11 protein-coding genes are annotated in these 14,364 nt (G+C 50.0%); 4 read left to right on the forward strand and 7 right to left on the reverse strand.

Features of this window, described 5'->3' with window-relative positions:
* The first annotated feature begins 73 nt into the window (after nt 1–73).
* Nucleotides 74–1,528, forward strand: a complete 1,455-nt coding sequence (locus ACSYSY_RS07650; protein WP_491706977.1) for a SulP family inorganic anion transporter — start codon at nt 74–76, stop codon at nt 1,526–1,528.
* A gap of 78 nt (nt 1,529–1,606) precedes the next feature.
* Here the strand turns inward: ACSYSY_RS07650 and hflX are convergent, their stop codons facing one another.
* The 7 genes from hflX to ACSYSY_RS07685 are packed head-to-tail and all read right to left on the reverse strand — an operon-like array spanning nt 1,607 to nt 9,149.
* A complete protein-coding gene (gene hflX / locus ACSYSY_RS07655) occupies nt 1,607–2,917 on the reverse strand; it encodes a GTPase HflX (protein WP_491706978.1) in 1,311 nt (436 codons plus the stop codon).
* Entirely contained in the window at nt 2,914–3,174 is a 261-nt protein-coding gene (gene hfq / locus ACSYSY_RS07660) for an RNA chaperone Hfq (RefSeq protein WP_491706979.1), read from the reverse strand. Before hfq ends, hflX begins: the two co-directional genes overlap by 4 nt.
* A gap of 35 nt (nt 3,175–3,209) precedes the next feature.
* Nucleotides 3,210–4,628: a nitrogen assimilation response regulator NtrX gene (gene ntrX / locus ACSYSY_RS07665; protein WP_491706980.1), complete on the reverse strand. Its 1,419-nt coding sequence runs from the start codon at nt 4,626–4,628 to the stop codon at nt 3,210–3,212.
* Nucleotides 4,625–6,988, reverse strand: a complete 2,364-nt coding sequence (locus tag ACSYSY_RS07670; protein ID WP_491706981.1) for a sensor histidine kinase NtrY-like — start codon at nt 6,986–6,988, stop codon at nt 4,625–4,627. Before ACSYSY_RS07670 ends, ntrX begins: the two co-directional genes overlap by 4 nt.
* The gene (locus tag ACSYSY_RS07675; protein WP_491706982.1) at nt 6,988–7,743 is read right to left on the reverse strand and encodes a helix-turn-helix domain-containing protein; all 756 of its coding nucleotides are present in this window, start codon (nt 7,741–7,743) and stop codon (nt 6,988–6,990) included. The genes ACSYSY_RS07670 and ACSYSY_RS07675 overlap by 1 nt, the downstream gene beginning before the upstream one ends.
* 10 nt (nt 7,744–7,753) lie before the next feature.
* Complete coding sequence (gene dusB / locus ACSYSY_RS07680; protein WP_491706983.1) at nt 7,754–8,800, reverse strand: tRNA dihydrouridine synthase DusB; 1,047 nt, start codon at nt 8,798–8,800, stop codon at nt 7,754–7,756.
* Nucleotides 8,801–8,846: 46 nt separating this feature from the next.
* Nucleotides 8,847–9,149: a hypothetical protein gene (locus ACSYSY_RS07685; protein ID WP_491706984.1), complete on the reverse strand. Its 303-nt coding sequence runs from the start codon at nt 9,147–9,149 to the stop codon at nt 8,847–8,849.
* Nucleotides 9,150–9,267: 118 nt separating this feature from the next.
* On the opposite strand from ACSYSY_RS07685, the gene ACSYSY_RS07690 reads away from it, so the two are divergent.
* The 3 genes from ACSYSY_RS07690 to ACSYSY_RS07700 all read left to right on the forward strand — a co-directional run bounded on the left by ACSYSY_RS07690 (nt 9,268) and on the right by ACSYSY_RS07700 (nt 14,355).
* Entirely contained in the window at nt 9,268–10,332 is a 1,065-nt protein-coding gene (locus ACSYSY_RS07690; protein WP_491706985.1) for a quinone-dependent dihydroorotate dehydrogenase, read from the forward strand.
* 75 nt (nt 10,333–10,407) lie between these two features.
* Nucleotides 10,408–12,789, forward strand: coding sequence for a mechanosensitive ion channel domain-containing protein (locus tag ACSYSY_RS07695; RefSeq protein ID WP_491706986.1), 2,382 nt, complete (start codon nt 10,408–10,410; stop codon nt 12,787–12,789).
* A 63-nt stretch (nt 12,790–12,852) separates the two neighbouring features.
* On the forward strand, nt 12,853–14,355 hold the full coding sequence (locus ACSYSY_RS07700) for a glycosyltransferase family 2 protein (protein WP_491706987.1): 1,503 nt from the start codon (nt 12,853–12,855) through the stop codon (nt 14,353–14,355).
* The last annotated feature ends 9 nt before the right edge of the window (nt 14,356–14,364 follow it).

The raw sequence follows: 14,364 nt of genomic DNA on the forward strand, positions 1-14,364 counted from the left end.
GGATTATTGCCGCTCCGGGCCAGCAATATGGCGCAATTTTACCAGAGAATAAAAAAGAGAGGTCGAAAATTTTATGACTGCTTCTGCATATCTCCAGCAATGGACACAGCGCCCGGTCCGTGAAATCCTGGCAGGAATGGTGGGAACTTTTGCCCTGATTCCCGAAGTCATCGCTTTTTCCTACATTGCTGGCGTCTCGCCTGCGGTTTCTCTTTTCGCCTCTTTTGTGATCTCGGTTTCAATCTCACTCTTCGGAGGCAGGCCGGGTATGATCTCGGGAGCAGCCGGGTCTGTCGCCCTGGTTGTCGCACCGCTCGTGCATCAGCACGGAATCGAATACATGCTCCTTGCAACGCTTCTCGCCGGAGCTCTACAGGTAATCTTCGGGTTATGCCGCCTTCAGGCCGTCATGCGCTTTGTTTCAAGTGAAGTCAGGACCGGATTTGTCAATTCCCTGGCGATCATGATTTTCTCTGCCCAGGTACCGCAGATGCTGGGCGTAAGCTGGCACACGCACCTGTTAATCCTTCTTGGGCTGGCTATTATCTATCTGCTGCCCAAAATTACAGACATCATCCCCTCCCCCCTCGTTTGTATTATTGTTCTCACAGCCATTACGATGTTCCATCCCATGCCTGTGCGTACAGTGGCTGACCTTGGTGAGCTCCCGACTGGCCTGCCACATTTTGTTCTGCCCCATCTTCCTCTGACCCTTGAGACGCTGGAAATCGTTTTTCCCTATGCGCTCGCCATGGCTGCGGTCGGGCTGCTCGAATCTCTGATGACGGCCACAGTCGTTGATGATCTGACCGACACGCACAGTTCCAAACAGCGTGAATGTACGGGATTGGGAATTTCCAATATTCTGGTTGGCCTTTTTGGAGGCATTGCCGGGTGTGGTATGATTGGTCAGACTGTCGGTAATCTCCGTTATGGTGGCCGGGGGCGTCTTTCCACCTTCACAGCCGGTGCTTTTCTGCTACTCCTGATGGTTGCCCTCCATAAATGGGTTGCGCAGGTCCCCATGGCAGCTCTTGTTGCCATTATGGTCATGGTGTCCATCAGCACATTTTCATGGGGCAGTTTGAAAGACCTCACCCGTCACCCGAAACTTTCCAGCCTGATTATGATTGTAACGGTCATTATCGTGGTTCTGACCCATGATCTTGCCGCCGGTGTTGTGGTCGGTGTTCTACTGTCTGGCGTATTTTTTGCCTGGCATACATCGCGCCTTATTCATATAACGCGCGAAGAAAGGGACTCTACGGTCACCTATCATGTAACAGGGCAGGTCTTTTTTGCCTCAGCCAGTCTTCTCAGTGATGCCATTGACTTCGGCCTTCCGGCAAAAACCGTCAATATTGACCTGACCCATGCTCATTTCTGGGATATTACCTCCGTTGAGGAACTGGAAAAAATCATTGAGAAATTACACAAGCACGGCAAGGATGTTACCGTCATCGGCCTGAATGAGGCCCGGCACAGCATCATTACAGATCAATCGGACCACGCTGTTCTAAAAAACTGAAGGAACGTGTTTGCCCATAAAAAAAGGCTCCATAAAAGGAGCCTTTTTCACAGATTACTTTCCGAAAAGGAAATCTCTTTAAAGACGAAACTCTGGAAACTGCCTATTAAAACGCTCCTGATGAACCGGAGATAAACGGACATGCAGCTTCACCACATCTTCCTCATCAGAGCGTTCCACCACTTCACCATGCTGATAAAGCCATGCCAGGGCCGCCCCTTCTTCAACGGGAAGCTCAACATCAAATCCAATCATGGATTGTGAAATGGTCTGGTCAAGAGCCTCAAGTAAATCAGGCAGGCCTTCGCCTGTCAGAGCTGAGAGTGCTACAGAGCTTTTGGATAAAGGCCTGTTATGATGGGGCGACGATGCCCATAAATCAGCCTTGTTTATGACTTCAATGGTCCGCTCCGGCCAGGCATCATCAATCATCCCGTCTTTAGCCATATCTCCCAGAACCGCCATGACATCTTCACGTTGCGCCTGACTGTCCGGGTGAGCGCCATCACGCACATGAAGGATAATGTCAGCCTCAGCCACCTCTTCGAGCGTGGCCCGGAAAGCTGCCACCAGCTCAGTCGGCAATTCACTGATAAACCCTACTGTATCAGACAGAATAACCTGCCGCCCTGAAGGAAGCTTCAAAGCTCTCATCGTCGGGTCAAGCGTGGCAAAAAGCTGGTCCTGTGCATGCACGTCAGCACCGGTGAGCCTGTTGAAAAGCGTTGATTTCCCCGCATTTGTATAGCCAACCAACGCCACAATAGGGAACGGAACACGCTTGCGGGCCTGCCTGTGCAACCCACGCGTACGGCGGACCTGGTCGAGCTCTTTGCGAAGCTTGACGATCCGTTCCCCAATCATACGCCGGTCAGCCTCAATCTGGGTTTCGCCAGGACCACCAAGGAAGCCAAAGCCTCCGCGCTGGCGTTCAAGGTGGGTCCAGAGACGCACCAGTCTTGAACGTTGATATTCAAGATGGGCAAGCTCTACCTGCAAGACCCCTTCACGCGTCGCGGCACGCGCTCCGAAAATATCAAGGATCAGGCCGGTCCGGTCGACAACCTTGCAGTTCAGCGCTTTTTCAAGATTGCGCTGTTGCCCGGGGGAGAGTTTCCCATCCACCACAACAACGTCAATCTTCTGTTCATGAACAATATCCGCCAATTGTTCAATCTGCCCTGCCCCCAGTAACGTTGCCGGGCGAACTGAACGGAGCGGATAAATGGTCTGAAAGATAATTTCAAGACCGATTGAAGCCGTCAGCCCCACAGCCTCTTCCAACCTGGATTCAGCGGCACGGGATGCTTCAGATGCCTTGTTTTTCTCCCAAGGCAAAATCACAGCAGCCCGGGTTGCCGGGCGCGCTGTCTCTTCAGATTGTCTCAAACAGTAACCTCATTCGTCTCATCTTCGATAGAGACAATATAATTTGCCAGGGCCGCAATGGGCATGATCGTGCTGACAGCTGTTTTATAAACAAGCTGCACATGGCCCTCACGTCTGAGCAAAATCGTATGCTCATCAAACAGCATGACGATTCCCTGTAATTTAACACCATTGACCAGAAAAACCGTCACCGCCTCTTCATGCTCAATGAGATAGCGCAAAAAAGATTCCTGCACTGACCCTGATGATAACGACATGGCTTTGATCCTACTCGTTTATTTGAAGTTCTGTTTCAGACTTCAACGTTATCCGGTTGGGTGGCACCACGATCTTCCTGTGTGACACCCAATTGTTTTAATTTCCTGTGCAAGGCACTGCGTTCCATACCAACAAAATTAGCCGTCCGGCTTATATTGCCCCCAAAACGCATTAATTGCACCTGAAGATATTGCGTCTCAAACTGATCCCGTGCTTCACGCAGAGGTAAACTCATAACATCCGCCTCTGCATTAAGGCGCGTCATGGAAGGCGCGCCCTTGCTGATTATATCAGGAAGCATCTCCGCCCGAATGGCTTCATGGATATTGGCAGAATTACCCGGAGCCATGATCAACATACGCTCCATCAAGTTACGGAGCTCTCTCACATTACCCGGCCATTCATAAGCCTGGAGGCTGGCCAGGGCATCCACTGCCAGATCACGCTTTGCCAGGCCAGCTGATTCGGACATTTTTTCAATAAAATGGCAGGCGAGCGCCGGGATATCTTCCGGCCGCTCTTTCAGTGCCGGAATATGAAGCGGGACAACGGCCAGACGATAGAAAAGATCCTCACGGAACCGTCTTTCCTGAATCTCTTCCTGCAGATTGCGATTGGTCGTGGCAATCACCCTGACATCCACCTTAACGCTGACAGACCCGCCGACACGTTCAAAATTGCGCAACTGAAGCGCCCGGACAATTTTGCTCTGTGTTTCAAGAGGCATATCAGCCACTTCATCAAGCAATAACGTGCCGCGATGAGCGCGTTCCAGCAGGCCCTGCCTGACCGGACGGTCACCGTCTTTCTCTATCCCGAAAAGTTCTTCTTCAAACCGTGCAGGGGCCAAGGCTGCACAATTAAGAACCACAAATGGCCCATCAGCGCGCTTGGAATAGGCGTGCAACATGCGCGCTGCCACTTCTTTCCCCGCGCCTGCCGGCCCAGTGATCAAAACACGTGAATTGGTCGGCGCCACTTTGGATATCTGATTTCTGACAGACGCCATCAGCGGACTCTGCCCCATCAGGTTCATATCAGAACCGGCCAGCATCCGTAATTCTGCATTTTCACGTTTCAGGCGGGCTGCTTCCAGAGCCCGTTTGACGACAGCAAGCAATCTGTCAGACTGGAATGGCTTTTCGATGAAATCATAGGCGCCATGCTGCAGACTTGATACAGCGGTTTCAATCGTCCCGTGACCTGAAATCATTACGATGGGAACATTGGGATCCTCTTCTTTGAAGAGTTTCAGAAGGTCCATCCCGTCTAATCGGGAGTTCTGCAGCCAGATGTCCAGAATGACCAGAGAGGGTCTATCTTCCCTGAAAGCTTCGAGCGCCTTATCAGCATCGCCGGCACTGCGCGTCTGGTATCCATCATCAGTCAGGATCCCTTCAAGAAGGAAGCGAATATCGGGTTCGTCATCAACAATCAGAATCTCGTAATTCATGCCTTACCTTCATAATCTGACAAGCCTGCACCCGTCTGTCCCGTCTCTGGCAATAACACAGAAAGAGAAACGCATGTTCCTTTTATTTCTTTGCCTGCTCGATCCCGTTCTGCGCCCTTATTGTGGGATACTCTGTCTTCAAGGGTCAATCTGCCTCCGTGAGCATCCATAATTTTTTTCACAATCGCCAGCCCAAGCCCCGTTCCTTTAGGTTTATATGTTACGTAGGGTTCAACCAGGCGATGGCGCTCCCGTTCAGGTAAGCCAATACCGTCATCCTCGACAGAAATAACAGCTTCATAGGAATTTACTACCAGTTTCACGGTAATATGACCAATTACCTCTTTATTTTGGACCTCATGCCTGGTCATGGCAAGGGCATCAGCTGCATTTTGCAGGAGATTGGTCAATGCCTGACCTAATAACCGCCGATCACACAATGCCATAACAGGCCCCTGATCCAGACCCGACGTCTCATAAATAATCTCGGGATGGGCATTGCGTTGCAAAATAAGAGCTTCCCGGCAAAGCCTTGCCAGATCATAAGGTTCCATAACGGGTTCAGGCATACGCGCAAAAGCAGAAAATTCATCAACCATGCGGCCAATATCGCCAACCTGTCTGATAATTGTTTCAATCAATTGATTATACGTCTCAGGCGCGCTGGTAATCTCTTTCTGGAACCGTTTTTTCAATCTTTCTGCTGCAAGCTGTATCGGCGTTAAAGGATTTTTTATTTCGTGAGCAACACGACGTGCCACATCAGCCCAGGCACCTTTACGTTGGGCAATCTGCAACTGGGTTATGTCATCAAATGTGACAACGTACCCTTCCACCTCCTCTCCGCGCCACTCTGCCACGATTTTCACCAGAAGTGTGCGCCCTGCCGCGACCCCTCCTCCGTGACCAGGGCCACCGGGGGCGGGCGCATTCGTCACATCAATCTGTATTTCCTCCACATGCTCATGGCCAGGCATTTTACTGGCCGCCTCAAGAAGAGAGGAAAATTCCGGCACCGCTTTTACCAGAAATGTACCCACTCTTGCCTGGAGATTACATTGCAGAATTGTTGAGGCCATTCTGTTCGGCAATTCAATAACCTGGCGCTTATCAAGCCCGATCACCCCTGCCGACACCCCGCCCAGAACCGTTTCAGTAAAACGCCGTCTTTCATTAATCTGATCATAGGCCGATAACAGCTCCCCGCGCTGACTCTCCAATTGGTCAGTCATGCTGTTAAAGGCACGAGAAAGAGCTCCGACCTCATCATCCCGGTCATCCGGCTTGTTTCTAACAGGAACGCGCACGGCCAGGTCCCCCTGGGAAACACGCCTTGCTGCCAGAATAAGCAGGCTAAGGGGACGGGCTATGCGGTTCGCCAGAGAAAGACCTGTCAGCATACCGACAGCCAGCACCAGAAGCCCCATAAGGGCAAAAATTCCGACAAAGGCGACCTGGGTTTTTCCCCTGTTCTGGATCATGCGCTGATAGTCATGCACCAAAGTCGTCGTTTTCCTGACGTGACGCAGAATTTCAGGATCAACCTGCTTTGTCAGGACCAGCATCAATCCGTTATTATTTCCCAGGGAAATCACAGCCCGGATCACGCGTGAATCAGGCTCATCCAGCACGGCCACATCCCCTGCCCGTGCCATTTCAATCATGGATTTCGGAGGTAGCGTCGTAATAAAAGAATGTTTGTCTTTCTGAACAAGCAATCCACCTGTCGCAATAATCTTACGCGTCAGGGAATCAAAGATAACAGCATCTGTCAGACCACGTTCCGTAACTTCATCTTCAAGCAAAGACTGCAAGCGCGATGGATCATGAAAAATATCCGACCCCTGCGCCAGAAACTCGTCATTCTGGACGGTCAGAAGTGTATTGGCGAGCGCGAAGGCTTCTGTCCTCGTATTATCATTATGCTCACGCAAATATCCGGCTGCGACTGATTGAGCTTCCGTCAAGGCCGTGTTGACACGATTGGAAAACCAGATTTCCACCCCGAAATGAAAGAATAAGGTCGCCAGCGCGCCCAGCATCAAAGTCGGTGCTACCGCCACGACGCCAAATAATGTCACTAAGCGCGTATGGAGGCGGGCCCCGGCGATGCCCATTCGGCGCTCGGCCAACATATGACCAAGCTGCCTGATGGCCGCTGCCCCGATAAGCAGAAGCGCTATAAAGTCAAAAAGAAATAAAATTGCCTGTAATTGCGGCAGGTGTGTGACCTGGACCCCTCCGGCGAGCACGACAAACGTCATGAAAGCCAGAAGAAGGGCGATTATCGTCAACCACACAATACCGCGCATACTGGTCAGGCGTACTAGAAGTCCCCATCCTTTTCGGAAAAGGGACATCACTGTCTCTCTTCCTTTTTGGCAGATTTTTTATCACTCCGGCTGATCGTAATCTGCAATTCCCTGATTTTTTTACGTAAGGTATTACGATTTAGCCCCAGCAAAGAGGCTGCCTTGATCTGATTTCCTTTTGTATAGTTCAAGGTCATCATAATCAGGGGCCGTTCTATTTCGGCAATGATATGACCGTGTAGTCCGTTAATCTCTGCGCTCAACCACTCCCTGGCATGATCTCGCAATAAAGGCTCAATCAAGGCGGAAAATCCTGAAAGACTTCCCAGCGACAGGCATTGAGCAGCCTTTATCCGGTCGGCTCCCACGCAATAACGGTCTTCCAGACTCACAAGCCAGTCGTGAAGCGCTGTTTCGAGCGCATGATTTTCCACCAGAAGCCCTTTGTCATAAGCACTGGTCATCACAAGGCGGACATCTGAAACGTCATTGCGCATTATGGAAGCGAATTTCTGCTGGACTGCCGGCACAAGATTATCAATCTCGCTGATAACGAGCGTGCCGCCTTTTGCCTGATTAAGCCAGGAGTCTTTCTGGTTACCGAAAAAGGCTTCTTCCTGCTGGAAACGTGGAATATTTGCCAATTGGGCAATGATAAAAGCGCCCGTGGCATTTTTATCATACTCATGTAACAGATGCGCAAAAGCAAAACGCTCTTCGCACCCGATTCCACAGAGGAAATAAGGCGAATGTCCCGAAAGTTCCGTCTGGAACGATGTGATCTGAGTCTCGTTATTATTCATTTTTGTGACTTCAGCCCTCTTTATTATGGGCAGATTCCCGATCCCGGTGCAGCTCGGCAGCTATATGTATATCGTAAAAACGCTCTACACACTCAATCACTTTTTGCGCATCATCCAATCGGTTGATTTCCGCCCTGAAAGAAGCTGACCCCGGCAGACCGACGGAGTACCATGATACATGTTTGCGGGCCAGACGTAAGCCTGCACGTTCCCCGAAATAGTCGAGCATCATGCCGTAATGACGAAGAAGAATCTCTTTTTCTGCCTCAATCGTCGGGTCAGGCACGTTTTCTCCCGTTCTGAGAGACGCCACAAGCTGGGCAGGAAACCAGGGCCTGCCATAACAGCCACGTCCGACCATAACACCATCTGCCCCGGAAATCTCCAACGCTTCACGCGCTTTGGCAATAGAGACGATATCGCCATTCACCAGGACAGGTAATGTCACAGCCTCCTTAACTGTACGGACAAAATGCCAGTCCGCATGGCCATTATAGAACATCTGGCGCGTGCGCCCATGCACGGTCACCATTCTGATACCAACGTCTTCGGCAATCTGTGCCAGACGTGGTGCATTCAGGCTGTTATGGTCCCAGCCCATACGCATCTTCAACGTTACAGGCACAGACGCAGCCTTGACCGTTGCTTCGAGAATACGCGCCGCCAATAATTCGTCACGCATCAGAAAAGAACCAGCCATCTGCCCGATTGCAACCTTACGCGCCGGACATCCAAAATTGATGTCGATCAGGTCAGCCCCCCCATCAACAGCGATTCTGGCGGCTTCAGCCATGGCATCAGGGTCACAGCCCGTCAGTTGGGTCGCATTGATCCCGCCTGCCCCAGCGGTCTCTGCCATACGCATCGTATTGGCATTTTCCCGGACCATGGCCCATGACGCAATCATTTCAGAAATGACGAGCTCTGCTCCTAATTCACGAGCAAGACGGCGAAAAGGGAGGTCCGTTACACCTGACATCGGTGCCAGAATAACCGGATCATGCAGAACAACATTCTGCCCCAGATCAATAGGAGGAAGAGAGAATTGAGCAACCACGGGAATAGACTGATCCAACTGAGAATTAAGTAACGATGCAGGTAGTTTATCTACTGTGTCGCTTCTCAGAGCGCAAACTGATCTTGTTATGAGCCTTTCTGCTCGGACGCATTTCGTGACTATGACGCTCTTTCCCGGCAGATGTTATATAGAACCTTCCGTCACTACCCTTTCTCGCAAGGCCCATCCCTGCCAGACGTTCAAGACAGGGACGATCTTTCAGAGGGGCCCTGAAATCAGGAAATTGGCCGGGCTCGACTGATTCCGCGGGTCTTCCATCATGACCGCTTAGAAAAAGCCTGTGCAGTGCTGACCGGCAACATGTCTCAAGATAAGGTGAATCGTGCATAATTCAGACTCTGGCCTCCTCTTGTAAAAGAACCTTGGAAGAAAGCCTCTCAAAGCGGTAATATATCTTAAAATACATCGTTTTATAGAGCATATTAAAGGTCAAAAAGGGAAATTCCATGTCGAAGTTTGAAGCAGCTGCCATTTGGGCCTTAAAAAGACTCGACCCGGAACAGGCACATGAAGTCGCTATTCGTGCGCTTTCATTAGGGCTTACCCCTTCAGCCGCCCCGGACGACGCACGTCTGGCTACAACGTTATGGGGCCGCACTTTCTCCAACCCGATCGGACTGGCTGCCGGGTTTGATAAAAATGCACGCGCCTTAAAAGGTCTGGGAAAGCTCGGTTTTGGCTTTCTGGAAGCAGGCACTGTGACCCCAAGACCTCAACCTGGCAACCCTAAACCGCGTCTCTTCCGGCTTGAAGAGGACCGCGCCATTATCAACCGGATGGGGTTTAATAATTGCGGTATTGATCAATTCTGCAGAAATCTGGCCAGCCAGTGCCGCCCGGACCGTTCCGGACACAGCAAAAAGTTTCATAAACCTCTGGGCATAAACATCGGTATTAATAAAACAGAGGCCATACCACTGGTTGACTATCCATATCTTGTAGAACGTGTGCAGCATTATGCTGATTATATCACCATCAATCTTTCTTCTCCCAATACACCGGGGTTAAGAGACCTTCAGGGCCCTGAAACTGTCAGCAGACTTCTTGACGCCATTCACAAGGCCGTTCCCGGCCATCCCCCCCTTCTGGTCAAGCTGGCGCCTGACCTGGCCGATGATTCTTACGAACCGATTGTAAAGGCCTGCCTGGATCATGGAGCGAGTGGTCTCATCCTGACCAACACAACGCTGGCTCGCCCCGATTTCCTGAGAAGTGCGCGATCTGTTGAAACGGGCGGACTCTCCGGCCGGCCTCTTTCAGGCCGTGCCCGCACTGTGCTGAAACTCGTTTCAGAGCTGAATAAAGGGCGCCTCATTCTCATTTCATCAGGAGGCATTGAAAGTGGAAGGGACGTTTTTGAACGTCTTATGCTCGGTGCCCATCTGGTGCAGGTTTATAGTGCCTTTATTTACCAGGGAAACCATTTTTTAACCCGTATCAAGTCAGAATTGCTTAAAGTCATGCAGGAGGAAAATATCCACTCTCTCCGGGATCTGCCCCACTTATCCTGAAAAAAACTTCCTCAATTCCATAATAGAGTTTCCGGCCTTCTCCCTCTAACTCCATAAAATTCAGAAGGGCCTCTTATGTTTGCTGTTTTGCGTTACGTCTTCATTTTCATGACGTTCCTCTTTCTCGCTGAAGGAGGGACCGCAGTACCCTCCCGGGCTGCCACAGCTGTTCAAAGCAATAAAGCCGCTCAAAGCAAAGTCGCCACTGACGTCATGCCTAATCTTGACTGGGATGATGTCACCCAGGGCATGGATGACAAACTCAAGGCAGATAACAAGACCCTTCAAAACGTCATCAAGCGCATTAAATCCTCTCAGGATCCCTTCTCACTGAACACGATGCAGACCCTGATAACAGAGGTCAAAACCATCAAGACCGATACGTCCGGGATTGTGGAACAACTCCAGACATATGACAGTACGGTCAAATCCGCTCTGGAGATTCTGGGCCCTAAAAGCGAAACCACTGAGGAAGACCCTTCCATATCGCGCCAGAGACTGGAGGCCAAGAAGGCCTCCAACACTATAAAAACCCTGAATGTGAAAGCACGTTTCTATGAGCTACAGGCGACCAGCCTGCTCACAGAACTTGATGGCGTGCGTCATAAACTCCAGCATGACACTCTTTCTCATCGAAGCGCCTCTCCTCTTAGCCTGACTTATTGGCACAATCTGCTGGGAGAGCTGCCTCTTCATCCTTTGTCCCTGTTTCAGAACCGCACTTTAAAACAAAGCGCCTTACTTCTTACAAGCACGCTCCTCATTCTCTTTATTGCCATTTCAGGCGGGATATTCATCCGGGGCCGCCTTATCAGGATAATGATCAAGTGGCTTAACCACGAACTTCTCAATAACAAGGTTGCCCACCGTTTGATTCATTGCCTTTGCGGTGCTTTGCTCGGGGGGCTGGCTTTTTTACTCTGGATCGGCTGGTCAACCATTTTCGGGGCAGATATCAACGCAACTGAGCGCGCTATAGGGCAGACACTTCCCGTCTGTGCTTTTATCATGGGAGCGGGTTTGCCTTTACGGTTCATGATTGATGGCAAAAGCAACTATAAAGCTTCCATATTACTGACTCTGGCAATCCTCTGTGACACCCTGATTAGGTCATTCAAACTGCAGGGGATTTCTGTTCCTACCAGTGTTGCCTTTCTGGAAACGGTCTTATCGCTCATTACTCTTGCATGCTGCTTCGCGATCGTCCCTCACCCGGCCACCTTCAAGCCTCAAACAGAAGAGGGCAAAACTGAGGAAGCCCCGCAGATAAACACGAAAAGTGACACATCACCCTCATCATTTCTGGAAAGTGCCAGTCGCTTCCTGTGGATTGTTATTCTGATTTATACCCTTCTGAACACCGGGTGGATCCTAACGGGTTATAGTGCCCTGGCATTTACCGCAAATATCACGCTTATCAGCCTCATTTATGCAACCAGTGTCACAGGGTGTTTTGTTGGGGCGTGGCAGGCTTTTGTCGCCTTGATCTTCTCTCCCCTTGCTCTGCCGGGAAGGCATCTTCTCAGAATCGGGATTACGCATCGGAGACTGGAATTTTTCAATGTCCTGATTTCTGCCATGGGGTCCCTGATCTTCCTGATGCTCTTTATCGCTCTGCTTACCAATGAGGGCGATTTCACCCCTGCCGGGATCATAAATCGCCTGCATCACGTATTTTCAGGCAGTACATTTCATGGCGTGGCAATTTCCCCGGAAACCCTTCTGGGAGCGGCAATTCTGGTTATTGGGGCTTATTACCTCATCAAGGGGATCAAGTTCTGGCTCACAAAAAAATTCTTCCCCACCACAACCCTTACGATGGGATTGAGAACCTCCATTCTCAGTATTTTTACCTATTGTGGCTGGATTATCGTCGGGATCATCCTGTTATCCATGGTCGGACTGTCTGTCCAGAATCTGACATGGGTCGTCAGTGCTCTTTCAGTCGGTGTGGGATTTGGGCTGCAATCTATTGTGAAAGATTTTATCTCAGGCTTAATTCTGCTCGCTGAACGACCGATTGAAGCGGGAGATGTCATTGAGGTCGGCGGAAATAGAGGGGAAGTCAAACGCGTAAACGTACGGACCACTGACATCAGATTGGGGGATGGCAGTACATTGATCGTTCCGAATTCACAATTCATTACCTCGAACGTCAAGAATGCGAGTTTCGGCAATATCCCGGCGAAAGTGACTCTCTCTTTCACACTCCCGGTCAATTGCGACATACAGCAGGTACGCACTCTTATTCTCAAAGCTGTGGACCAGCAGAAAAATGATATTCTCGCCTACCCGGCCCCGGGCATTACACTCTCTGCCCTCAATGACCTGACGCTGAGCCTCTCACTGGCGGTTTATGTTGCCAGCCCGGGGAAAATGAGTAATGTCAAAAACCGTCTTATCAACGATATTTTTGAACTCTTTCAATCAGCGCGGATTGTCCTTACCATGAGCTGATCTTTACTATAAGATTGCGACCTGATTTCGGATCCTATCTTATTTCAGGGAAAACGATACTTTATGAAGGTCGCTCTCGTCAGCATTATACGTAATAATCGAAAAGACATACTTCCCTGGCTGGCCTGGCATGCAAAGCTGGGGATCGATAGCTTTATCCTATTTGATGACCAGTCCGATGATGGCACGGAGCTTCTTTTAAAAACAGCATCCCATCGTCTGGATATCAGATTATTCCGTATAGAAAATGTGGTCGCTCCTTTTCAGGATCGTAAACGCATTATTTATCTGGACGCTATCAGTGGATTGAAAAACTCTTTTGACTGGGTCGGATTCCTTGATTCAAACGAGTATTTAAATCTCTATAAGCATGACACGATTCACGCTTTTCTGGCTTCATATGAAGAACCTATCAATGCCATAGCGTTTCATCGTTGCACCTATGGGGCCGGTCAGGAAATTCTCCATTCTGACTATCCTGATTTTCATGCTTTCACGCGGCACGGTGGCCCTGAGCACCCGCAGAATAGATGGGTTAAATCTTTTATACGTCCTGAATATTTCAGTAATATGTGGGAAAATGATCATTATTTCCCTCTTTCTGAAGGGCGGTATGTTACGGTCGAAAAAAATGATATCGACTGGGAACAGCCTGGACAGACGCGCGGCCCTGCCCAATGGGAAACAGCCAATATTCTTTATTACCCAGGCGGCAGCCTGGAAGAAATTGTCGCCTCCGCTTTAAGAGGGCATGGCCCTCTTCTTCCGCTTAAAGAACTTTTCTCCAAAGAGCTGACAACTTTTCAGGATAGCCGTCCGCAAGGAAGAACAGTCTCTCTCCTCCAGGCGATCCGTCCTCTCATTATAGAAAGCACTATTTTAGCATTAGAGAAACTGGAAGCGCTTTTTCCTCCTGACTTACAGGGAGCGCCTGACACGGCCAAAGAGCAGGAACAAAAAACAGACTTTAAAATCGCGCGCCTTGTTCCGTGGAACAAAGAGAGGATCGAGGTGCAGTCAGCGTTTGCCTATACCCGTGAGCGCTCACAAGGTCAGTCAAACATTTTTCTGTTCTTTGATCAGAATCACCTTCCTGGGCCTGCTATGATCTTCGCTCTGGACCTCCAGAATAAACCTCTCGATTTCCTGATCCGTTCTGACAGCCGCCTTGGAGGGTTCCTGCCTTATCACTGTCTCCCTTATTCCAAATCCGGGCAGATCAGTCTGAAAAAGCAGGGGGGACTCAGTCAAAGCCACGCATTTTTATCCGCTGTCCCACGTGAGCCCCTAATTGCCGACCGCCTTATTGCAGATGAGTGGGAAATATTTGAAACCGAGCTCTATCAGAAGGCTCCGAATGGCCAGAAATGGTTAGACCTCGCTTTTTTCCGCCTTGTCATGACTTTTTTAACAGGCCCTCGCACTATCAACGCCATTCTTGCCTTAAAACGCCAGGATCATTCCCTCACGGCCAGATTACTCCCATTTCTTATGGAATATCTATCACCTGAGGAAAAAAGGATTATGCAGGCGCAGCTTTGTTCCGTGCAGCCTTATCTTTTCTAGAAGAAAAAG

The organism is Aristophania sp. ESL1100 (genome assembly GCF_058511235.1).